Raw genomic sequence first — 20,769 nt, 5'->3', positions numbered from 1 at the left:
ACGGATGACGGCAACGGCATTCGACGATCTCGACGACTACCTCGCGCTGCCGCGGGTTTCCGGCCTGGCCGTGTCGGCCGACGGGTCCCGGCTGGTGACCACGGTGGCCGAACTCGACGACAAGCGCGCCGAGTACATCAGCGCGGTCTGGGAAGTCGATCCGGCCGGCCGGGCGCCCGCGCGCCGACTGACGCGCGGCGCGCACGGTGAGTCGTCGCCGGCCTTCACCGTCGACGGCGACCTGCTGTTCGTGTCGTCGCGGCCGACATCGGATGACGAGAAGCCGCCGGCCTCGCTGTGGCGATTGCCTGCGGGCGGCGGCGAAGCGGTGGAAGTGCTCAGCATGCCCGGGGGAGTCAGTGTGGTGCGCACCGCGCGTGACGCCGACGCGGCAGTGATCGCGGCGCCGCTGCTGGCTTCGGCCGACGGCGTCGACGACGATCGGCGGCTGCGGGATCTGCGCAAGGACTCCAAGGTGACCGCGATCCTGCACGCCGGATTCCCGGTTCGCTTCTGGGACAAGGATCTTGGCCCCGACCAGCCGCACTTCTTCGATGCGTCCGGCCCGCGCGACCTGACCCCGAATCCGGGTGGGGCGCTGCGCGAGGCCGGCTTCGACATCAGCGCCGACGGCCGGTTCCTGGTGACGACGTGGCGGGTGGCCAGTCCCGGACCTGCGCAGCGGTCGGTGCTGATGCGCATCGACCTGACCTCCGGCGAACGCAGCGTAATCGCGGACGATCCGGACGCCGACCTCGGCAATCCCGCGATCTCGCCCGACGGGTCGGCCGTGGCGTTCACCCGCGAAACCATCTCCACACCGGAGCGCGCGCCTCGAACGACGTTGCAATGCTTACGGTTCGGCGAGCAGCCGGTGACCCTGGCCGAGGACTGGGACCGCTGGCCGGCCACGGTGACGTGGTCGAGCGACGGCGCCGCGCTGATCGTCACCGCCGACCAGGCCGGGCGCATTCCGGTGTTCGCGGTCGACGTCGCCAGCTGCGCCGTCACCCAACTCACCAATGACGATTTCGGCTACACCGACGTCGTCGCCGCCCCCGGCGGGGTGCTGTTCGCACTGCGCAGCTCCTACGCGACGCCGCCGCACCCGGTGCGGATCGATCCCGGCGGCGCGGTCACCGTGTTGCCGTGTGTCGAATTGCCCACGCTGCCAGGAACATTGACAGAACTCAGCGCAACCGCGCCGGACGGCGCGACGGTGCGGTCCTGGCTTGTGCTGCCAGAGGACACCGCGCCGGCGCCGCTGTTGCTGTGGATTCACGGCGGGCCGCTGGGCAGCTGGAACAGCTGGTCGTGGCGGTGGAACCCGTGGCTGATGGCCGCCAAGGGCTACGCGGTGCTGTTGCCCGACCCCGCGCTGTCCACCGGCTACGGGCAGGCGTTCGTTCAGCGTGGCTGGGGTGCCTGGGGCGGGCCGCCGTTCGAGGACTTGATGGCAGCCAGCGACGCCGCCGGCCGGCATCCGCGCATCGACGCCGGCCGCACGGCCGCGATGGGCGGGTCGTTCGGCGGCTACATGGCCAACTGGGTGGCCGGCCACACCGACCGGTTCGCCGCGATCGTGACGCACGCCAGTCTGTGGGCGCTCGACCAATTCGGCCCCACCACCGACGTGGCCTACTACTGGCGTCGCGAGATGACCCCGCAGATGACCGCCGCGCATTCACCGCACCGCTTCGTCGAGGCGATCACCACTCCGATGCTGATCATCCACGGCGACAAGGACTATCGCGTGCCGATCGGCGAAGCGCTGCGGCTGTGGTACGAGCTGCTCGCGCAGTCCGGCCTGCCCGCCGCCGACGACGGCACCAGCCCGCACCGGTTCTTGTATTTTCCGTCCGAGCACCACTGGGTGGTGGCGCCGCAGCACACCAAGATTTGGTATCAGGTGGTGCTGGCGTTCCTGGCCGAACATGTGCTCGGGGAGACCGGCGAGTTGCCCGAAATCCTGGGAGTAGCGTCGGCGCCGTGACAGGAACCCAGCGAGAGTTCGACATTGTCGTGTACGGGGCGACGGGCTTCGTGGGAAGGCTGACCGCCGAATACCTCGCCAGCGCAGGGGGTGACGCCCGCATCGCGCTGGCCGGACGCTCGACCGAGCGATTGGCCAAGGTGCGCGAAACCCTGGGCGCCGCGGCCCAATCCTGGCCGCTGTTGGAGGCCGACGCCTCGTCGCCGTCCACGCTGGATGCAATGGCGGCGCGGACGCAGGTGGTCATCACCACGGTAGGGCCGTACACCCGCTACGGGCTGCCGCTGGTCGGCGCCTGCGCCGCCGCGGGCACCGACTACGCCGACCTGACCGGCGAGGCGATGTTCGTGCGCAACAGCATCGACCTGTACCACAAGCAGGCCGCCGACACCGGCGCGCGGATTGTGCATGCATGCGGATTCGATTCCATCCCTTCGGATTTGACGGTGTATGCGTTGCATCGGGCGGTCAGCGAGGACGGCACCGGTCAGCTCGCCGACACCGACTTCGTGTTGCGGCGGTTCTCCGGTGGGCTTTCCGGCGGCACCATCGCCTCGATGATGGAAGTGATGGACACCGCGTCGAACGACCCCGATGCGCGGCGCCAGCTCGACGACCCGTACACGCTGAGTCCCGACCGCTCCGCGGAACCGGACCTCGGCCCGCAGCCCGATCTGCCGAGGCGCCGTGGTCGCGACATCGCACCGGAGCTGGCCGGCAGCTGGACCGCGGGATTTTTGATGGCGCCATACAACACGCGAATTGTGCGGCGCAGCAACGCATTACAGGACTGGGCTTACGGTAGGCAGTTCCGCTACAGCGAACACATGAGTGTGGGCTCGTCGTTCGCGGCGCCGGCGGCGTCCGCGGTGGTCACCGGGGTCGGCAACGCAACTTTTGCGCTGGGCAGCCGCTATTTCCGGTTGCTTCCGCGACGGCTGGTCGAACGGTTGGCCCCCAAACCGGGCAGCGGCCCCAGCGCGGCCACGCGTGAGCGCGGCTTCTACCAGGCCGAGACCTACACCACCACGACCACCGGTGCGCGCTATGTGGCGAAGATGGCGCAGCGGGGCGACCCGGGCTACAAGGCGACGTCGGTGCTGCTCGGCGAGAGTGGCCTGGCGCTGGCCCTGGACCGCGACAAACTCTCCGACCTGCGCGGCGTGCTCACGCCGGCCGCCGCGATGGGCGACGCCCTGTTGGCGCGGTTCCCCGGCGCGGGGGTGTCGCTGGACACTGCGCGGTTGAATTGAGCGGCGCTGAACCGCTGTCCGACAAGATCAACTGGACTAGGGTCAGTACCGCTTCACTACACAATCGAGAAACGTTAGGTGGACGTGTCCATGGCCGGCCTTGATGATCTTTTCGCCCAAATTCCCACGAGCGACATTGCAGGCAAGCTCGGCGTCGACGAATCCGAGGTCAACAACGCGGTTCAGTTGCTGGTGCCGGTGCTGGTTGGTGGTGTGCACCAGAACGCGCAGGACCCCGACAACGCGTCGGCGATCGAGTCGGAGGTCAGCAGCCACGCCGTCCGGGGTCTGCTGGACACCGGTGTCAACGTCAACCAGGTCGACGAGAACCAGGGCCAGCAGGCGATCGCAAAGATCTTCGGCGGCAACGACACCAGCCAGGTTGCGGCGGCGCTCTCGGGTTCCGGAGCCGGCAACGCCGACTTGATCCAGAAGCTGTTGCCGATCCTGGCCCCGATCGTGCTGGCCTACATCGGCAAGCAGATGACGCAGCAGAAGGGCGGGGCAGCGCCCGCGGAGGAGAAGGCGTCCGGCGGCGCGCTCAACGACGTGCTGGGCAGCATCATCAGCGGGATGTCCGGCAGCCGCAACAAGTCGCTGGGCAGCGTGTTGGGTGACGCGCTCGGCAGCAAAGCGGGCGACATCCTCGGCGGACTTTTCGGCAAGAAGTAACCAGCCCCACAAGGGCGGACGTCGAGGCGGGCCGTCGCCCTCCATAGAATTGACCGGTGACCAGCCCGAGCCGCGCCGCCGATGCCCTGCCCAAGTCCTGGGATCCGGGCGCGGTCGAGAGCACCATCTACCAGCGGTGGGTGGACGCCGGCTACTTCACGGCGGATCCGACCAGTGCCAAGCCCGGGTACTCGATCGTGCTGCCGCCGCCGAACGTGACCGGCGAATTGCACATGGGCCACGCACTGGACCACACGCTGATGGACGTGCTGACCCGCCGCAAGCGGATGCAGGGCTACGAGGTGCTGTGGCTGCCGGGCATGGACCACGCCGGCATCGCCACCCAGATCGTGGTGGAAAAGCAGCTCGCGGTCGACGGCAAGACCAAAGAGGACTTCGGCCGCGAGCTGTTCGTCGAGAAGGTGTGGGACTGGAAGCGTGACTCCGGCGGCACGATCGGCGCCCAGATGCGCCGGCTCGGCGACGGCGTGGACTGGAGCCGCGACCGTTTCACCATGGACGAGGGCCTGTCCCGCGCGGTGCGCACGATTTTCAAGCGGCTCTACGACGCCGGGCTGATCTACCAGGCCGAGCGGCTGGTGAACTGGTCGCCGGAGCTGGAAACCGCGATCTCCGACCTCGAGGTGCGCTACGAGGACGTCGAGGGCGAACTGGTGTCGTTCCGCTACGGCTCACCCGACGGGCCCAGCATCGTGGTGGCCACCACCCGGGTCGAGACGATGTTGGGCGACACCGCGATCGCGGTGCATCCCGACGACGAGCGGTACCGCGACCTCGTCGGCGCCACGCTGCCGCACCCGTTCGTCGACCGGCGGCTCGTCGTCGTCGCCGACGAGCACGTCGACCCCGAATTCGGCACCGGCGCAGTCAAAGTCACCCCGGCCCACGACCCCAACGACTTCGAGATCGGCCTGCGCCATCAGCTGCCGATGCCGTCGATCATGGACACCAAAGGTCGAATCGCCGGCACCGGAACACAATTCGACGGCATGGACCGTTTCGAAGCCCGGGTGGCGGTGCGGGAAGCGCTCGCGACGCAGGGCCGCATCGTGGCCGAGAAACGGCCGTATTTGCACAGCGTCGGGCACTCCGACCGCACCGGCGAGCCTATCGAGCCGCGGCTGTCGCTGCAGTGGTGGGTGCGGGTGGAGTCGCTGGCCAAGGCCGCCGGCGACGCAGTGCGCAACGGCGACACCGTGATTCACCCGGCCAGCCTGGAGCCGCGCTTCTTCGGGTGGGTCGACGACATGCACGACTGGTGCATTTCGCGGCAGTTGTGGTGGGGGCATCGCATCCCGATCTGGCACGGCCCGGACGGTGAGCAGGTGTGCGTCGGCCCCGACGAAACCCCGCCCGACGGCTGGGAGCAAGACCACGACGTCCTGGACACCTGGTTCTCCTCGGCGCTGTGGCCGTTTTCCACGATGGGCTGGCCTGAGCGCACTCCTGAGCTGGAAAAGTTCTATCCGACAAGTGTTTTGGTTACCGGTTACGACATCCTGTTCTTCTGGGTGGCCCGGATGATGATGTTCGGCACCTTCGTCGGCGGCGATGACGCCATCACGCTGGGCGGGCGCCGAGGTCCGCAGGTGCCGTTCACCGACGTGTTCCTGCACGGACTGATCCGCGACGAGTTCGGCCGCAAGATGAGCAAGTCGAAAGGCAACGGCGTCGACCCGTTGGACTGGGTGGAGAAGTTCGGCGCCGACGCGCTGCGGTTCACCTTGGCCCGCGGCGCCAGCCCGGGCGGGGACCTGTCCATCGGGGAGGACCATGTCCGGGCGTCGCGCAACTTCGGCACCAAGCTGTTCAACGCGACGCGGTTCGCGTTGCTTAATGGTGCAGCGCTGGCGCCGCTGCCCGACGAGTTGACCGACGCCGACCGGTGGATCCTGGGTCGACTGGAAGAGGTTCGCGCCGAGGTCGATTCGGCTTTCGAGCGCTACGAGTTCAGCCGGGCCTGTGAGGCGCTCTATCACTACACCTGGGACGAGTTCTGCGACTGGTACGTGGAGCTGGCCAAGACGCAACTGGCCGCCGGGCTTTCGCACACCAACGCCGTGCTGGCCGCCGTGCTGGATACGCTGCTGCGGTTGTTGCATCCGGTCATCCCGTTCATCACCGAGTCGCTGTGGCAGGCGGTCACCGGACAGGAGTCGCTGGTGATCGCCGACTGGCCGCAGCCGTCCGGTATCGACTTGGATCCTGTTGCTGCACAACGGATCACCGACATGCAGAAGCTGGTCACCGAGGTCCGGCGGTTCCGCAGCGACCAAGGCCTGGCCGACCGGCAGAAGGTGCCGGCCCGGCTGTCGGGCATCGATGAGGCGGGTCTGGGCGCCCAGGTACCTGCGGTGACGTCGCTGGCCTGGCTGACCGCGCCCGACGCCGACTTCAGCCCGTCGGCGTCCCTGGAAGTCCGGCTGAGTAGTGCCACCGTCGTCGTCGAACTCGACACCTCGGGCACCATCGACGTCGAGGCCGAACGGCGCCGCCTGGAAAAGGATTTGGCCGCCGCGCAAAAGGAATTGGCCGGCACCAGCGCGAAACTCGACAACAGCGCGTTCTTGGACAAGGCGCCCGCGCACGTCGTCGACAAGATCCGCGACCGCCAGCGGGTGGCCCAAGAAGAAGTGGACCGGATCACCAGCCGCCTGGCCGCAATGTGAACGCTCCGACGCCAGACGAGATCGCGGCGCTGCTGCAGGTCGAGCACCTGCTCGATCAGCGTTGGCCGGAAACGAAAATCGAGCCGAGCCTGACCCGGATCAACGCGCTGATGGACCTGCTCGGCTCGCCGCAGCGCAGCTATCCGTGCATCCACATCGCCGGCACCAACGGCAAAACCTCGGTGGCCCGGATGGTCGACGCGTTGCTGACCGCGTTCAATCGCCGCACCGGCCGCACCACTAGCCCGCATCTGCAGTCCGCGGTCGAGCGCATCGCGATCGACGGGCAGCCGATCAGTCCCGCGCAGTACGTCGAAACCTACCGGGAGATCGAGCCGTTCGTGCAGATGATCGACCAGCAGTCGCAGGAGGCCGGCGGCCCGGCGATGAGCAAGTTCGAAGTGCTCACCGCGATGGCGTTCGCGGCGTTCGCCGACGCGCCGATCGACGTCGGCGTCATCGAGGTCGGGCTGGGCGGACGCTGGGACGCCACCAACGTCATCGACGCACCCGTCGCCGTCATCACCCCGATCAGCATCGACCACGTCGACTACCTCGGCGACGACATCACCGGGATCGCCGGCGAAAAGGCCGGCATCATCACCGGGTCCGACACCGTCGCGGTGATCGGCCGACAGCGGCCCGAAGCAATGGAAGTGCTTCTGGCGCAATCGGTTCGGACCGACGCCGCCGTCGCCCGGGAGGACTCGGAGTTCGCGGTGTTGGACCGCCAGATCGCCGTCGGTGGGCAACTTTTGACGCTGCAAGGACTCGGCGGGGTTTACTCCGACGTCCACCTGCCCCTGCACGGCGAACACCAGGCCCACAACGCGGCGGTGGCGCTGGCGGCGGTCGAGGCGTTCTTCGGAGCCGGCAAGGACCGCCAACTCGACGTCGACTCTGTGCGGGCCGGGTTCGCCGCCGTCACCAGCCCTGGCCGGCTGGAGCGGATGCGCAGCGCCCCGACCGTCTACATCGACGCCGCGCACAATCCCGCCGGCGCCGCCGCGCTGGCCCAGACGCTGGCCGACGAGTTCGACTTCCGGTTTCTGGTCGGAGTCATCAGCGTGCTGGCCGACAAGGACGTCGACGGCATCCTGGCCGCGCTCGAGCCGGTGCTGGACCGAATCGTGGTGACCCACAACGGATCTCCGCGGGCGCTGGACGTCGAGACGCTGGCGTTGACGGCGGAGCAGCGGTTCGGGCCGGACCGGGTGCTCACCGCCGTCGACCTGCGCGACGCCATCGAGGCCGCCACCGCGCTGGTCGACGAGGCCGCCGCCGAGGGTGAAGAGTTCTCCGGAACCGGGATCGTCATCACCGGCTCGGTGGTCACCGCCGGCGCGGCCCGCACCTTGTTCGGGAAGGACCCGGCATGACCGCGCCGGACCCGTGGAAGAGCTTCCGCGGCGTGATGGCTGGCACGCTGATCCTCGAGGCGATCGTGGTGCTGCTGGCGCTGCCGGTGGTTGGCGCGGTCGGCGGCGGGCTGACGCCCGTCGCACTGGGCTATCTGATCGGCTTGGCCGTGGTCCTGGTTCTGCTGGCCGGGGTGCAGGGCCGGTCCTGGGCCATCTGGGCGAATCTCGCGGTGCAGGCGGTGCCGATCGCCGGCTTCCTGGTGTATCCGGGGATCGGGTTCATCGGGCTGCTCTTCGCCGGGGTGTGGGCGCTGATCGCCTACTTCCGCGCCGAGGTGCTGCGTCGACAGCGACGCGGCCTGTTGCCGGGCCAACAACCGCCCCCTGAGTGACTGGCCAGGTACGCTTTCCGCCGTGGAGCGGACCCTGCTGTTGATCAAGCCCGACGGCGTGCAGCGACGCTTGGTAGGCGAGATCATCGGCCGCATCGAGCGCAAGGGGCTGACGTTCGCCGCGCTGGAATTGCGCAACGTCGCCGACGAGCTGGCCCACCAGCACTACGCCGAGCACGAGGGCAAGTCGTTTTTCGCGTCATTGCTGGAGTTCATCACGTCGGGGCCAGTGGTCGCGGCCATCGTGGAGGGCCCGCGAGCGGTTGCGGCGGTCCGCCAGCTCGCCGGCGCCACCGACCCGGTGGAGAAGGCCGCGCCGGGCACCATCCGCGGCGACTTCGGGCTGGAGACACAGTTCAACCTGGTGCACGGCTCCGATTCGGCCGAGTCGGCCGAGCGCGAAATCGCGCTCTGGTTCCCTGGCTGACAGAGGCTCGGGCGTCGAGACTGCGCTGAGAGCGTCATTCGCCGCGGATTTGCACTCTGAGCGCAGGCTGGACGCCCTGGGCGCAGACTCGGCAGCGGTGGGGCTGGCGTCTGGCGCTCTAGCTTTGGCGCACTTTTTCCGACACGACGGCACCGTGTGGGATACTGGAGCGCGGGTGAACGTCGCCGGACCGGCTTCCGACACCCGAATGAAGACTTCGACAAGCGCGACCATCGCTACCCGCGGTGCGGCGCCGACTGTCCAGCCATCATTCAGACCGGCGCCTAGTGAGTTCGACACGAGCCGCTCGGCGCGAGACCAATACAAGCCCGGGAGAAGTGACCCGGGCACATAGCGAAGCCCTCGCGTGGCCGCGTCTGCAGGACGCGCCCGGGGGCTTGAGGAGATTACGTGATAGACGGTGCCCCATCCTCAGACCTTCCAGAAGACGCGCCCCAGCACGAGGACCTGCCCGATCGGCTAAGGGTCCATTCGCTGGCCCGAGCGCTGGGCACGACCAGCAGACGCGTGCTCGACGCGCTTACCGAGCTCGACGGCCGGATCCGCAGCGCGCATTCCACGGTGGACCGCGAAGACGCGGTCCGGGTGCGTGATCTGCTGGCTAACGCGCCGGCGGCCGAGGCCCCGGCTGATGAGGCGGGCGAACCCGAGTCCCGGCTGATGCTGGAGACGACGGCCGAGCGCCCCGAGTACATGCCGCTGTTCGTCGCGCCGCAACCGATCGAGGTAGCCGACGACTCCGGCGACGCCGACGAGGACTCGGACGACGACGAGACCGACGACGAAGGCGACGAGGAACAGGCCGAGCGCCCGGCCGGCCGGCGCCGCCGGCGGGGCCGTCGCGGCCGTGGCCGCGGACGCGGTGAGCAGGGCGCAGGGGACAGCCGCGGGCAGGGCGACGACGGCGACGACGACCAGGATTCCGCGGACGCCGAGGGCACCGACGCCGACGACACCGACAGCGATGACGACAACAACGCGACCGAGACGGCCACCCGCCGCCGCCGGCGCCGTCGTCGCCGCAAGTCCGGGTCCGGCGACGACGGCGACGACGGTCCATCGCCCGACGATCCGCCCAACACCGTGGTGCACGAGCGCACCCCCCGCAACGACAAGGACACCGCCGCAAGCGACAGCGGCGAGATCCAGGGCATCAACGGCTCGACGCGGCTGGAGGCCAAACGGCAGCGCCGCCGCGACGGCCGCGACGCCGGACGGCGCCGCCCGCCGGTGCTGAGCGAAGCCGAGTTCCTGGCCCGCCGCGAGGCGGTCGAGCGGGTGATGGTGGTGCGCGACAAGGTCCGCACCGAGCCCCCGCACCCCGGCGCCCGCTACACCCAGATCGCGGTGCTGGAAGACGGCATCGTCGTCGAGCATTTTGTGACCTCTGCTGCTTCTGCGTCGCTGGTGGGCAACATCTACCTGGGCATCGTGCAGAACGTGTTGCCGTCGATGGAGGCGGCGTTCGTCGACATCGGCCGCGGGCGCAACGGCGTGCTCTACGCCGGCGAGGTCAACTGGGAGGCCGCCGGCCTCGGCGGCGCCAACCGCAAGATCGAGCAGGCCCTCAAGCCGGGCGACTACGTCGTCGTGCAGGTCAGCAAGGACCCGGTCGGTCACAAGGGCGCCCGGCTGACCACCCAGGTGTCGCTGGCCGGCCGCTACCTGGTGTATGTGCCGGGCGCGTCGTCGACCGGCATCAGCCGCAAGCTGCCCGACACCGAACGCCAGCGGCTCAAGGAAATTCTGCGTGAGGTGGTGCCGTCCGACGCCGGGGTGATCATCCGCACCGCGTCCGAGGGCGTCAAAGAAGAAGACATCCGCGCCGACGTCAACCGGCTGCAGGAGCGGTGGGGCCAGATCGAAGCCAAGGCCGCCGAAACCAAGGAGAAGGCGGCCGGCGCCGCGGTGGCGCTCTACGAAGAGCCCGACGTGCTGGTCAAGGTCATCCGCGATCTGTTCAACGAAGACTTCGCCGAGCTGATCGTCTCCGGCGACGAAGCCTGGAACACCATCACCGAATACGTGAATTCGGTTGCGCCGGAGCTGGTTTCGAAGCTCACCAAATACGAGGCCCCCGGTTCGGACGGCCAGGAGGGGCCCGACGTCTTCGCGGTGCACCGCATCGACGAGCAGCTGGCCAAGGCCATGGACCGCAAGGTCTGGCTGCCCTCGGGCGGGACGCTGGTGATCGACCGGACCGAGGCGATGACCGTCGTCGACGTCAACACCGGCAAGTTCACCGGGTCCGGCGGCAACCTGGAGCAGACGGTCACCAAGAACAACCTGGAAGCGGCCGAGGAGATCGTGCGTCAGCTGCGGCTGCGCGACATCGGCGGCATCGTCGTCATCGACTTCATCGACATGGTGCTCGAGTCCAACCGGGATCTGGTGCTACGCCGGTTGACGGAGGCGCTGGCCCGCGACCGCACTCGTCACCAGGTGTCCGAGGTGACGTCGCTGGGCTTGGTGCAGCTGACCCGCAAGCGGCTGGGCACCGGGCTGATCGAAGCGTTCTCCACCACCTGCCCGCACTGCAGCGGCCGCGGCATCACGCTGCATGCCGACCCTGTCGACTCCACCTCGGCGACGGGTCGCAAGTCGGAGGGCGGCCGGCGCGGCCGGCGCTCCAAGAAGGGCAAGGCCGACGAGGTGCCCGTGGCCAAAGTGCCTGCGCACGCTCCCGGCGAGCACCCGATGTTCAAGGCGATGGCTGCGGCCAACGGCGGCCGCCAGGACGAGGACACCGAAGACACCGAGGCGCCGACGGCTGCCGACGAACCCGACACGCAGGTCGAAGAGGAAGTTGCCCGCGAGGTCGCCGAAGAGGATCTGGACGACACCGACTTCGACGAAACCGAAGACGACGAGGATGAGGTCGAACTCGACGACGACGAGGACATCGACGAGGATCTCGACGACGAGGACGAAGACGACGAGGACGACCTCGACATCGACGACCTCGACGAGGACTCTGATTCCGACGATGAGGACGCGGCCGACCAACCCGCCGTCGCCGCATCCGCTGAGCGACCGCGGCGGCGTCGCGCCGCGGCCCGGCCGGCGGGCCCCCCGATCCACGAGGACTAGCCGGGGCGGAGCCGGTTTGATCCTGTAGCCGCTGGTCACGTATCCTTGACCAGTTGTCGCCAGGCTCTGCTAGGCGATCCCCCAGACCCACCGCGCGCAGCCCCCGGGTAGCGCGCGCCCGAAGAAGAGGTAGACGTACCGATGGCGTCCTACGCAATCGTCAAGACCGGCGGCAAGCAGTACAAGGTCGCGGTCGGAGACGTCGTCAAGGTCGAAAAGCTCGACTCCGAGCCCGGCGCCAAGGTGTCGCTGCCGGTCGCGCTGGTGGTCGACGGCGCCAAGGTCACCACCGACGCCGCAGCGCTGGCCAAGGTGAACGTGACCGGTGAGGTGCTCGAGCACACCAAAGGCCCCAAGATCCGTATCCACAAGTTCAAGAACAAGACCGGCTACCACAAGCGTCAGGGTCACCGTCAGCAGCTGACGGTCCTGAAGGTCACCGGCATCAAGTAGCAGCGGAGGCGACACGACATGGCACACAAGAAGGGCGCTTCCAGCTCACGCAACGGCCGCGACTCGGCCGCCCAGCGGCTCGGCGTGAAGCGGTTCGGCGGCCAGCTCGTCAAGGCCGGCGAGATCCTGGTCCGCCAGCGCGGCACCCACTTCCACCCGGGCGTCAACGTGGGCCGCGGCGGCGACGACACGCTGTTCGCCAAGGCGGCCGGCTCCGTGCAGTTCGGTGTCAAGCGGGGACGCAAGACCGTCAGCATCGTCCCGGCCGGGCAGGGCTGAACGCCGCGAGTAGGCAGCCCACTCGATGAGTAAGAGGAAGCCTGATGGCTCGGTTTGTCGACCGCGTCGTCATCCACGCGCGGGCAGGCTCCGGCGGTAACGGCTGCGCCTCGGTCCATCGCGAGAAGTTCAAGCCGCTCGGCGGCCCGGACGGCGGCAACGGCGGTCGCGGCGGCAGCGTCATCCTGGTCGTCGACCCGCAGGTGCACACCCTGCTCGACTTTCACTTCCACCCGCATGTCGTCGCGCCATCCGGCAAGCAGGGCATGGGCGGCAACCGCGACGGCGCCGCCGGTGCAGATCTGGAAGTCAAGGTTCCCGACGGCACCGTCGTTCTCGACGAACACGGGCGGTTGCTCGCCGACCTGGTCGGCGCCGGCACCCGCTTCCAGGCCGCCGCCGGCGGCCGCGGCGGTCTGGGCAATGCCGCGCTGGCATCACGGGCCCGCAAGGCGCCGGGTTTCGCGCTGCTCGGCGAAAAAGGGCAAGCCCGCGATCTGACCCTCGAGCTCAAGACCGTCGCCGACGTCGGGCTGATCGGGTTTCCGTCGGCCGGGAAATCGTCTCTGGTGTCGGCCATTTCGGCGGCCAAGCCCAAGATCGCCGATTACCCATTCACGACGCTGGTGCCCAACCTCGGGGTGGTCTCGGCGGGGGAGCGCACGTTCACCGTCGCCGACGTGCCGGGCCTGATTCCCGGTGCGTCGCAGGGCCGCGGCCTTGGGCTGGACTTCCTGCGGCACATCGAGCGATGCGCGGTACTGGTGCATGTCGTGGACTGCGCCACCGCGGAGCCGGGCCGCGACCCGGTGTCCGACATCGACGCGCTTGAAGCCGAGTTGGCCGCGTATCAGCCCACCCTGCAAGGGGATTCGACGCTGGGCAACCTCGCCGAGCGGCCACGGGCGGTGGTGCTCAACAAGATCGACGTGCCGGAGGCCCGCGAGTTGGCCGACTTCGTCCGCGACGACGTCGCCGAGCGCGGCTGGCCGGTGTTCTCGGTATCGACGGCTGCACGAGAAGGCTTGCAGCCGTTGATATTTGCGTTGGCCGACATGGTCGACGAATACCACGCCGCGCAGCCGGTGGTGGTGCCGCGACGGCCGGTGATCCGCCCGATCCCCGTCGACGAGACCGGTTTCACCGTCCAGGCCGACGGGCACGGCGGGTTCGTGGTGCGCGGCGAGCGGCCCGAACGCTGGATCGCACAGACCAACTTCGACAACGACGAGGCGGTCGGCTATCTCGGCGACCGGCTGGCTCGGCTCGGCGTCGAGGACGAGCTGCTGCGACTCGGCGCGCAACCGGGATGCGCAGTCACCATCGGCGACATGACATTTGACTGGGAGCCGCAGACCGCCGCGGGCGTGGATGTGCCGTTGTCGGGCCGCGGCACGGACACACGGCTGGAACGCAACGAGCGTGTCGGCGCCGCCGAACGCAAGGCCGCCCGCCGCCAACGTCGCGAGCATGGCGTCGATGAGTAGCGCGCGCGACGCCATCCGTACGGCGCGCCGCGTCGTCGTCAAGGTCGGCACCACTGCACTGACCACGCCGACCGGGATGTTCGACGCCGGCCGGCTCGCTGGGCTGGCCGAGGCCATCGAGGCACGGATGAAGGCCGGCTCCGACGTCGTCATCGTCTCCTCCGGTGCGATCGCCGCGGGAATCGAGCCGCTCGGATTGTCGCGGCGCCCAACCGATTTGGCGACCAAGCAGGCGGCGGCCAGCGTCGGGCAGGTCGCGCTGGTGAATTCGTGGAGCGCGGCGTTCGCACGCTATCAGCGCACGGTCGGGCAGGTGCTGCTCACCGCGCACGACATTTCGATGCGAGTGCAGCACAACAACGCCCAGCGCACCCTGGACCGGTTGCGGGCCCTGCACGCGGTGGCGATCGTCAACGAGAACGACACGGTGGCCACCAACGAGATCCGGTTCGGCGACAACGACCGGCTCTCGGCGCTGGTCGCGCATCTGGTCGGCGCCGACGCGCTGGTGCTGCTCTCCGACATCGATGGGCTTTACGACTCCGACCCGCGCAAAGGATCCGCGACGTTCATCCCGGAGGTGTCCGGCCCGCCGGATCTCGACGGTGTGGTCGCCGGGCAGGGCAGCCGCCTGGGCACCGGCGGGATGGCGTCGAAGGTGTCCTCGGCGATGCTGGCCGCCGACGCGGGCGTGCCGGTGCTCCTGGCCGCCGCCACCGACGCCGCCACTGCGCTGGCCGACGCCTCGGTGGGCACGGTGTTCGCCGCCCGGCCCGCCCGGATGTCGGCGCGAAGGTTCTGGGTGCGCTACGCCGCGGAATCGGCGGGTTCGCTGACGCTGGACGAGGGGGCGGTGCGCGCGGTGCTGCGACAGCGTCGCTCGCTGCTGCCCGCGGGGATCACCGCAGTGTCGGGTCGCTTTCATGGCGGCGACGTCGTGGAGCTGCGCGGCCCGGACGCGACGGCGGTGGCCCGCGGCGTCGTCGCGTACGACGCCGCCGAGCTGGCCACGATGATGGGACGCTCGACGTCCGAGCTGCCCGCCGAACTGCGCCGGCCCGCCGTGCACGCCGACGATCTGGTCGCCTTCTAGAGGCCGAGCAGACGCAGAATCGCACGATCCGGCGCCCGAATGTGCGATTCTGCGTCTCTTCGCGCTACCTGACGGGCTCCAGATACAGGGCGCCCCAGATGATTTCGGTGAGCGCTCCCGCCAACTCGGCGTCGTATTCGTGCGGCGCGCCCGGAAGGTTCTGCTGGCAGGTCCGCTCGACCATCCACGTCAGCGTTTTGGCAGTAGTGGTCGCCGGCAGCGTGTGCCGGATGGAGCCGTCGGCTTGGCCGTCCTCGATGACCCGGGTCACCCGTCCCGAGATCCGGTCCAGTTGATCGCGGTAAGCAGCGCCGACCAAGGCGTCGTAGCCGGCCATTTCGTTCAACGCGACCAGTAGCGGTTGGTGACGCCGATAGTTGGCGATGATGCCGCTGATCGCGGCACGGACATCGTCGGGATCGCGCCGCGACGCCACGCTCCACCAGCGTTCGGCCGCGTCGGCGAGGTCACCGAAGACCTGGCCGGCGAGCCGGCGCAGCAGATCGCCCTTGTCCTCGAAGTAGACGTAGAAGCTGGCGCGGGACATCCCGGCCTCGGTGGCCAGCCGGTCCACGGACAGCTCGGTGAAGCTCGCGCCGTCGCGCATCAGCCGCTCCGTGGCGTCGAGCAATCGGCGCTCGATCTGCTCGCGCCGCTCTTGCCGCTTGGCCTGCGGCTTGCGGGTTACCGAGGGCATGCATCAAAGAGTAACTGACATCTTGACTAGACACTATGTCTAGGCATAGCGTCGCGCTATGGCTGTCCGCGGTTACGACCCGATCGACTTGTCCTCGCGTGCGTTCTGGTCCACCACGGCCGCGGAGCGGGAACGTTCGTTTGCAGTGCTGCGAGCCGAGCGACCCGTCAGCTGGCACCCGCCGGTCGAAGACGCCATGCTGAACGATCCCGACGACCCCGGTTTTTGGGCGATCACTCGCCACGCCGACATCGTCACGGTGAGCCGCACCAATGAGGTGTTCCTGTCGGGCAAGGGCGTGATGTTCGAGAACTATCCCGAGGAGCTGCTCGAATCGACCCAGTCTTTTCTGGCGATGGACCCGCCGAGGCACACCATGCTGCGCAAGCTGGCCACGGCCGCGTTCACTCCCCGCCAGGTCCGGCGGATCGAGGACTCGATCAAAGCGAACGCCAAGACCATCGTCGAAGAACTGCGGGCCGCCGGGAGCGGTGCCGATTTCGTCGAGCACTGTGCTAAAGAGCTGCCGCTGCGCACGCTGTCGGACATGGTGGGAATTCCGGACGCCGAGCGGGAGCAGGTCGCACACGCCGCCGACGCCCTGGTGTCGACCAACGACCCTGTCTATCTCGACGGCCGCAATCCGCTCGAGGTCATGTTCGAAAACGTGATGTATCTGCATCAGGTCGCCGGCAGGCTGGCCGCTGAGCGGCGCGACCACCCCGGCGACGACCTGTTCAGCAGCCTGGTCAACGCCGAGGTCGACGGCGATCGCCTGACCGACGCCGACGTGGCCGCGTACTTTGTCTTGCTCGCCGTGGCCGGCAACGACACCACCCGCCAGACCACCAGCCACGCCCTCAAGGCGCTCACCGACTTCCCAGAGCAACGAGCCTGGCTGCTAGAGGATTTCGACAACCGCATCGGCGTGGCGGTCGAGGAGTTCATCCGCTTCGCCACTCCTGTGATGAACTTCCGGCGCACGGCCGCAACCGATTACGAGCTGGGCGGCCAGACGATCCGGGCCGGCGAGAAAGTCGCGATGTTCTATGCGTCCGGCAACTGGGACGAGGCGGTATTCGACCAACCGGACCGGTTCGATCTGAGTCGAGACCCCAACCCGCACGTGGGTTTCGGCGGCGGTGGACAGCATTACTGTCTGGGGACACATGTGGCCCGGGCGCAGCTCCGTGCCATCTTCGGCGAGTTGCTTCGAGCGCTGCCCGATATCGAGGCCGGTGATCCGGAATACCTGGCGGGCAGCTTCATTCACGGCATCCGCACGATGCCATGCACGTTCTAGCGCCGAATGTGGGCTTGCGTCACGCCTTTTGACAGGAACCGTGGAAAAAGTCCACACTCGCCGGCAACTCACCAGCCAACAACACCAACAGATCCGAGCAGCCGCCGTCGACTTTTACGGTGGCCAAGTCGTCGCCGCGGGTGGGGCCGCGGTTGACGATCGCGATCGGCATCCCGCGCGCCGCGGCGTGCCGCACAAACCGGTAGCCCGAGAACACGGTCAACGACGACCCCGCCACCAGCAGCGCGTCAGCACCCTCGACCAACGAATATGCCTGGGCCACACGGTCTTTCGGAACGCTCTCGCCGAAGTAGACGATGTCGGGTTTGAGCATCCCGCCGCAGCGCTCACAGTCCACGTAGCGAAACGACGCGGTGTCGGCGACGACGGCGTCGGCGTCGGGAGCCACCGCCAAGCCGCCGACGGCCTCGGCCCGCTCGACGAATCCCGGGTTGAGCGCCTCCAGCTTTTCGGCCAGCGCTGCCCGCGACATCGTCAGCCCGCACCGCAAACACACCACCTGCGCGTAGCTACCGTGCAGGTTCACCACCGTCTGGCTACCAGCCTTGGTGTGCAGCAGGTCGACGTTCTGGGTGATCACGCCGGTCACCACGCCGGCGCGCTCGAGCGCGGCCAGCGCACGATGCCCGGCGTTGGGCAGCGTGTCGTCCATGTGCCGCCACCCGACGTGATTGCGGGCCCAATACCGTTGGCGGAAAGCAGAATCGCCAACGAACTGCCGAATCGTCATCGGATTGCTGGGCGGCGAATCCGGCCCGCGGTAGTCGGGAATGCCCGAATCGGTGGAGATCCCGGCGCCGGTCAGCACCGCCACCCGACGACCGGCCAGCACAGCGACCAGCTCGGGAGATTCCACGCAATCGAGGTTAGCCGTCGAGACAGTCCGCCGCCGTCGTCAACTCTGCTTCCATGTTGGCCTCCATCATCTTCAGCGCCGCCGCGCCCAACTCGGCGTCGATGTGGGCGACCGCATCACGCGGCACCACGACCGGAAAGTGGCGCACATAGGCGTCGAGTGCGCTGTAGAGGATGCACTGCTCGGTGACCTGCCCGGTGAGGATCAGCCGCTTGGTGTCCAGCCGGCCCAGCAGATACGCCACCGGCGTCGAATAGAACACGCTGTGGCGCACCTTGGTCACCTGACGACTGCCCTCGGCCGGCACGATCGGGCGCACCAGATCCGGCCGCGACCCGTCGAGCGCCGAGCGGACAATGTCGGAGAACTGGGCGGTGAAATCGCCGTAGTTGTCGTTGACGTACACCAGGTCGACGTCGTCGCGCTCACGTGCCCGTCGCACCAGATCGGCCAGCGGGTCGATGATTTCTTCGACATTGGGTATCAGTAGTTCGGCGTCGGAATGCTGATAGGTGTTCAGCATGTCGACGACCAGCACAGCGGTGTCGCTCATGATCAGTTGATACCCGATGGGCAACTATTGACACCGGCCGGGCGACAATGAGGGGACGATGGACTTCTACAACGTCTACAGCCAGGGCTTTATCCGGGTCGCCGCGTGTACGCATCACACCACGATCGCCGACCCGGCGGCCAACGCCGCCTCGGTGCTGCGGCTCGCCCGGGAATGCCACGACGACGGCGTCGGGCTGGCCGTGTTCCCCGAGCTGGCGCTGTCGGGCTACTCGATCGAGGACATCCTGCTACAGGACGTGCTGCTCGACGCGGTCGAGGATGCGGTGCGCGACATCGTGGTGGCCTCCACCGACCTGTTGCCGGTGCTGGTGATCGGCGCGCCGCTGCGCTACCGGCACCGCATCTACAACACCGCCGTCGTCATCCACCGCGGCGCGATTCTCGGGGTGGCGCCCAAGTCGTACCTGCCGACCTACCGCGAGTTCTACGAACGCCGCCAGATCGCGCCGGGCAACGACGAGCGCGGCACCATCTGGATCGGCGACACCGCGGCCCCGTTCGGGCCCGACTTGCTGTTCACAGCGTCGGATGTGCCCGATTTCGTGCTGCACGTCGAAATCTGCGAGGACATGTTCGTGCCGATTCCGCCGAGCGCGGAGGCGGCGCTGGCCGGCGCGACGGTGTTGGCCAACCTGTCCGGCAGCCCGATCACGATCGGTCGCGCCGAAGACCGCTGCCTGCTGGCCCGCTCGGCGTCGTCGCGCTGCCTGGCCGCCTACGTGTATGCCGCTGCCGGGGAAGGGGAGTCGACCACCGACCTGGCCTGGGACGGCCAGACGATGATCTGGGAAAACGGGGTGCTGCTCGCCACGTCGGAGCGCTTCCCCAAAGGGGAACGACGCTCGGTCGCCGACGTCGACCTGGAATTGCTGCGCTCCGAGCGGCTGCGGATGGGCACGTTCGACGACAACCGTCGCCACCATCGTGAGTTGTCAGCGTCGTTCCGGCGCATCGAGTTTCGGCTGGATCCACCGGCCGGCGACATCGGGCTGTTGCGCGAGATCCAGCGGTTCCCGTTCGTGCCGTCCGATCCGAACCGGCTGGAACAGGATTGCTACGAGGCCTACAACATCCAGGTCGCCGGGCTCGAGCAGCGGCTGCGCGCACTGGACTATCCGAAGATCGTCATCGGTATTTCCGGCGGGCTCGACTCGACGCACGCGCTGATCGTCGCCGCCCGGGCGATGGACCGGGAAAACCGGCCTCGCAGCGACATTTTGGCGTTCACGTTGCCGGGATTCGCCACCGGGGATCGCACCAAGAAGAACGCGATCAGGCTGTCGCGGGCGCTGGGTGTGACGTTCGAAGAAATCGACATCAGCGACACCGCCAAGCTGATGCTCACCAACATGGATCATCCGTTCGCGCGCGGCGAAGAGGTCTACGACGTCACGTTCGAGAATGTCCAGGCCGGGCTGCGCACCGACTATCTGTTCCGACTGGCCAATCAGCGGGGCGGCATCGTGTTGGGCACCGGCGATCTGTCCGAGCTGGCGCTGGGTTGGTCGACATATGGTGTCGGCGACCAGATGTCGCACTACAACATCAACGGCGGGGTGCCGAAAACGCTGATCCAGCATCTGATTCGCTGGGTGATCTCCTCGGGGCAGTTCGACGAGGAGGTGTGCGACACCCTGCAGTCGGTGCTCGACACCGAGATCACCCCGGAACTGGTGCCGGCCGGCGAGGACGAGGAGATTCAGAGCAGCGAAGCGAAGGTCGGACCGTATGTGCTGCAAGACTTTTCGCTGTTCCAGGTGCTGCGTTTCGGTTTCCGCCCGTCGAAGATCGCATTTTTGGCCTGGCATGCGTGGAGCGATCCCGACCGCGGCGGCTGGCCGGCCGGCTTCCCGGAGGACAAGCGGCCGTCGTATTCGCTGAGCGAGATTCGGCACTGGCTGCATGTCTTCGTGCAGCGGTTCTACTCGTTCAGCCAGTTCAAGCGCTCGGCACTGCCCAACGGGCCCAAGGTGTCGCATGGTGGCTCGTTGTCGCCGCGCGGGGATTGGCGGGCACCGTCGGACATGTCGGCGCGGGCGTGGCTCGAGGAGATCGAGCGCGACATACCCGAGGAGTGACGGATTTGCGTTGAGATTGCGCGGAGG

General features: G+C 68.1%; 17 protein-coding genes. 14 read left to right on the top strand and 3 right to left on the bottom strand.

Features of this window, described 5'->3' with window-relative positions; all coding sequences use genetic code 11:
* Positions 1–4: 4 nt before the first annotated feature.
* The 12 genes from MFM001_RS07680 to proB all read left to right on the top strand — a co-directional run bounded on the left by MFM001_RS07680 (position 5) and on the right by proB (position 15,211).
* Entirely contained in the window at positions 5–1,993 is a 1,989-nt protein-coding gene (locus tag MFM001_RS07680) for a S9 family peptidase (protein ID WP_116374644.1), read from the top strand.
* A complete protein-coding gene (locus MFM001_RS07675) occupies positions 1,990–3,246 on the top strand; it encodes a trans-acting enoyl reductase family protein (protein ID WP_116374643.1) in 1,257 nt (418 codons plus the stop codon). The genes MFM001_RS07680 and MFM001_RS07675 overlap by 4 nt, the downstream gene beginning before the upstream one ends.
* A 90-nt stretch (positions 3,247–3,336) precedes the next feature.
* On the top strand, positions 3,337–3,918 hold the full coding sequence (locus MFM001_RS07670; protein WP_116374744.1) for a DUF937 domain-containing protein: 582 nt from the start codon (positions 3,337–3,339) through the stop codon (positions 3,916–3,918).
* Positions 3,919–3,974: 56 nt separating this feature from the next.
* A complete protein-coding gene (locus MFM001_RS07665; RefSeq protein ID WP_116374642.1) occupies positions 3,975–6,608 on the top strand; it encodes a valine--tRNA ligase in 2,634 nt (877 codons plus the stop codon).
* Positions 6,605–7,987: a folylpolyglutamate synthase/dihydrofolate synthase family protein gene (locus MFM001_RS07660; protein WP_116374641.1), complete on the top strand. Its 1,383-nt coding sequence runs from the start codon at positions 6,605–6,607 to the stop codon at positions 7,985–7,987. Before MFM001_RS07665 ends, MFM001_RS07660 begins: the two co-directional genes overlap by 4 nt.
* Entirely contained in the window at positions 7,984–8,361 is a 378-nt protein-coding gene (locus tag MFM001_RS07655; RefSeq protein WP_116374640.1) for a DUF4233 domain-containing protein, read from the top strand. The genes MFM001_RS07660 and MFM001_RS07655 overlap by 4 nt, the downstream gene beginning before the upstream one ends.
* Positions 8,362–8,383: 22 nt before the next feature.
* A complete protein-coding gene (gene ndk / locus MFM001_RS07650) occupies positions 8,384–8,788 on the top strand; it encodes a nucleoside-diphosphate kinase (protein WP_116374639.1) in 405 nt (134 codons plus the stop codon).
* Positions 8,789–9,199: 411 nt separating this feature from the next.
* The gene (locus tag MFM001_RS07645; protein WP_116374638.1) at positions 9,200–11,899 is read left to right on the top strand and encodes an Rne/Rng family ribonuclease; all 2,700 of its coding nucleotides are present in this window, start codon (positions 9,200–9,202) and stop codon (positions 11,897–11,899) included.
* 141 nt (positions 11,900–12,040) lie between these two features.
* On the top strand, positions 12,041–12,352 hold the full coding sequence (rplU, locus tag MFM001_RS07640; RefSeq protein ID WP_116374637.1) for a 50S ribosomal protein L21: 312 nt from the start codon (positions 12,041–12,043) through the stop codon (positions 12,350–12,352).
* Positions 12,353–12,370: 18 nt separating this feature from the next.
* The gene (rpmA, locus tag MFM001_RS07635; RefSeq protein ID WP_116374636.1) at positions 12,371–12,631 is read left to right on the top strand and encodes a 50S ribosomal protein L27; all 261 of its coding nucleotides are present in this window, start codon (positions 12,371–12,373) and stop codon (positions 12,629–12,631) included.
* A gap of 44 nt (positions 12,632–12,675) precedes the next feature.
* Positions 12,676–14,118, top strand: coding sequence for a GTPase ObgE (gene obgE, locus MFM001_RS07630; RefSeq protein WP_116374635.1), 1,443 nt, complete (start codon positions 12,676–12,678; stop codon positions 14,116–14,118).
* The gene (proB, locus tag MFM001_RS07625; protein WP_116374743.1) at positions 14,111–15,211 is read left to right on the top strand and encodes a glutamate 5-kinase; all 1,101 of its coding nucleotides are present in this window, start codon (positions 14,111–14,113) and stop codon (positions 15,209–15,211) included. Before obgE ends, proB begins: the two co-directional genes overlap by 8 nt.
* Before the next feature lie 64 nt (positions 15,212–15,275).
* On the opposite strand, the gene MFM001_RS07620 is transcribed toward proB, so the two are convergent.
* Complete coding sequence (locus MFM001_RS07620) at positions 15,276–15,908, bottom strand: TetR/AcrR family transcriptional regulator (RefSeq protein ID WP_116374634.1); 633 nt, start codon at positions 15,906–15,908, stop codon at positions 15,276–15,278.
* Positions 15,909–15,966: 58 nt separating this feature from the next.
* Between MFM001_RS07620 and MFM001_RS07615 the strand changes: the two genes are divergently transcribed.
* Positions 15,967–17,211: a cytochrome P450 gene (locus MFM001_RS07615; protein WP_116374633.1), complete on the top strand. Its 1,245-nt coding sequence runs from the start codon at positions 15,967–15,969 to the stop codon at positions 17,209–17,211.
* 19 nt (positions 17,212–17,230) lie between these two features.
* On the opposite strand, the gene MFM001_RS07610 is transcribed toward MFM001_RS07615, so the two are convergent.
* Both MFM001_RS07610 and MFM001_RS07605 read right to left on the bottom strand, forming a co-directional pair.
* Entirely contained in the window at positions 17,231–18,088 is an 858-nt protein-coding gene (locus tag MFM001_RS07610) for an NAD-dependent protein deacetylase (protein WP_116374632.1), read from the bottom strand.
* Between the two features lie 10 nt (positions 18,089–18,098).
* Positions 18,099–18,641, bottom strand: coding sequence for a cysteine hydrolase family protein (locus MFM001_RS07605; RefSeq protein WP_116374742.1), 543 nt, complete (start codon positions 18,639–18,641; stop codon positions 18,099–18,101).
* Positions 18,642–18,699: 58 nt separating this feature from the next.
* Here MFM001_RS07605 and MFM001_RS07600 point away from each other — a divergent pair, with 58 nt between their 5' ends.
* Complete coding sequence (locus MFM001_RS07600; protein WP_116374631.1) at positions 18,700–20,742, top strand: NAD(+) synthase; 2,043 nt, start codon at positions 18,700–18,702, stop codon at positions 20,740–20,742.
* Positions 20,743–20,769 lie beyond the last annotated feature (27 nt).

It is taken from the genome of Mycobacterium sp. MFM001 (genome assembly GCF_003402475.1).
In the GTDB taxonomy this organism is placed as follows: Bacteria; Actinomycetota; Actinomycetes; order Mycobacteriales; family Mycobacteriaceae; genus Mycobacterium.
This window is presented reverse-complemented; position numbering and strand designations above follow the sequence as displayed.

What these genes read in the sequence shown, in the direction of transcription:
- obgE (WP_116374635.1), top strand. Translation starts at nt 12,676, where the DNA reads ATGGCTCGGTTTGTCGACCGCGTCGTCATCCACGCGCGGGCAGGCTCC.
- MFM001_RS07600 (WP_116374631.1), top strand. Translation starts at nt 18,700, where the DNA reads ATGGACTTCTACAACGTCTACAGCCAGGGCTTTATCCGGGTCGCCGCG.
- MFM001_RS07680 (WP_116374644.1), top strand. Translation starts at nt 5, where the DNA reads ATGACGGCAACGGCATTCGACGATCTCGACGACTACCTCGCGCTGCCG.
- MFM001_RS07605 (WP_116374742.1), bottom strand. Translation starts at nt 18,641, where the DNA reads ATGAGCGACACCGCTGTGCTGGTCGTCGACATGCTGAACACCTATCAG.
- rpmA (WP_116374636.1), top strand. Translation starts at nt 12,371, where the DNA reads ATGGCACACAAGAAGGGCGCTTCCAGCTCACGCAACGGCCGCGACTCG.
- MFM001_RS07655 (WP_116374640.1), top strand. Translation starts at nt 7,984, where the DNA reads ATGACCGCGCCGGACCCGTGGAAGAGCTTCCGCGGCGTGATGGCTGGC.
- MFM001_RS07670 (WP_116374744.1), top strand. Translation starts at nt 3,337, where the DNA reads ATGGCCGGCCTTGATGATCTTTTCGCCCAAATTCCCACGAGCGACATT.
- MFM001_RS07620 (WP_116374634.1), bottom strand. Translation starts at nt 15,908, where the DNA reads ATGCCCTCGGTAACCCGCAAGCCGCAGGCCAAGCGGCAAGAGCGGCGC.
- MFM001_RS07615 (WP_116374633.1), top strand. Translation starts at nt 15,967, where the DNA reads ATGGCTGTCCGCGGTTACGACCCGATCGACTTGTCCTCGCGTGCGTTC.
- proB (WP_116374743.1), top strand. Translation starts at nt 14,111, where the DNA reads ATGAGTAGCGCGCGCGACGCCATCCGTACGGCGCGCCGCGTCGTCGTC.
- rplU (WP_116374637.1), top strand. Translation starts at nt 12,041, where the DNA reads ATGGCGTCCTACGCAATCGTCAAGACCGGCGGCAAGCAGTACAAGGTC.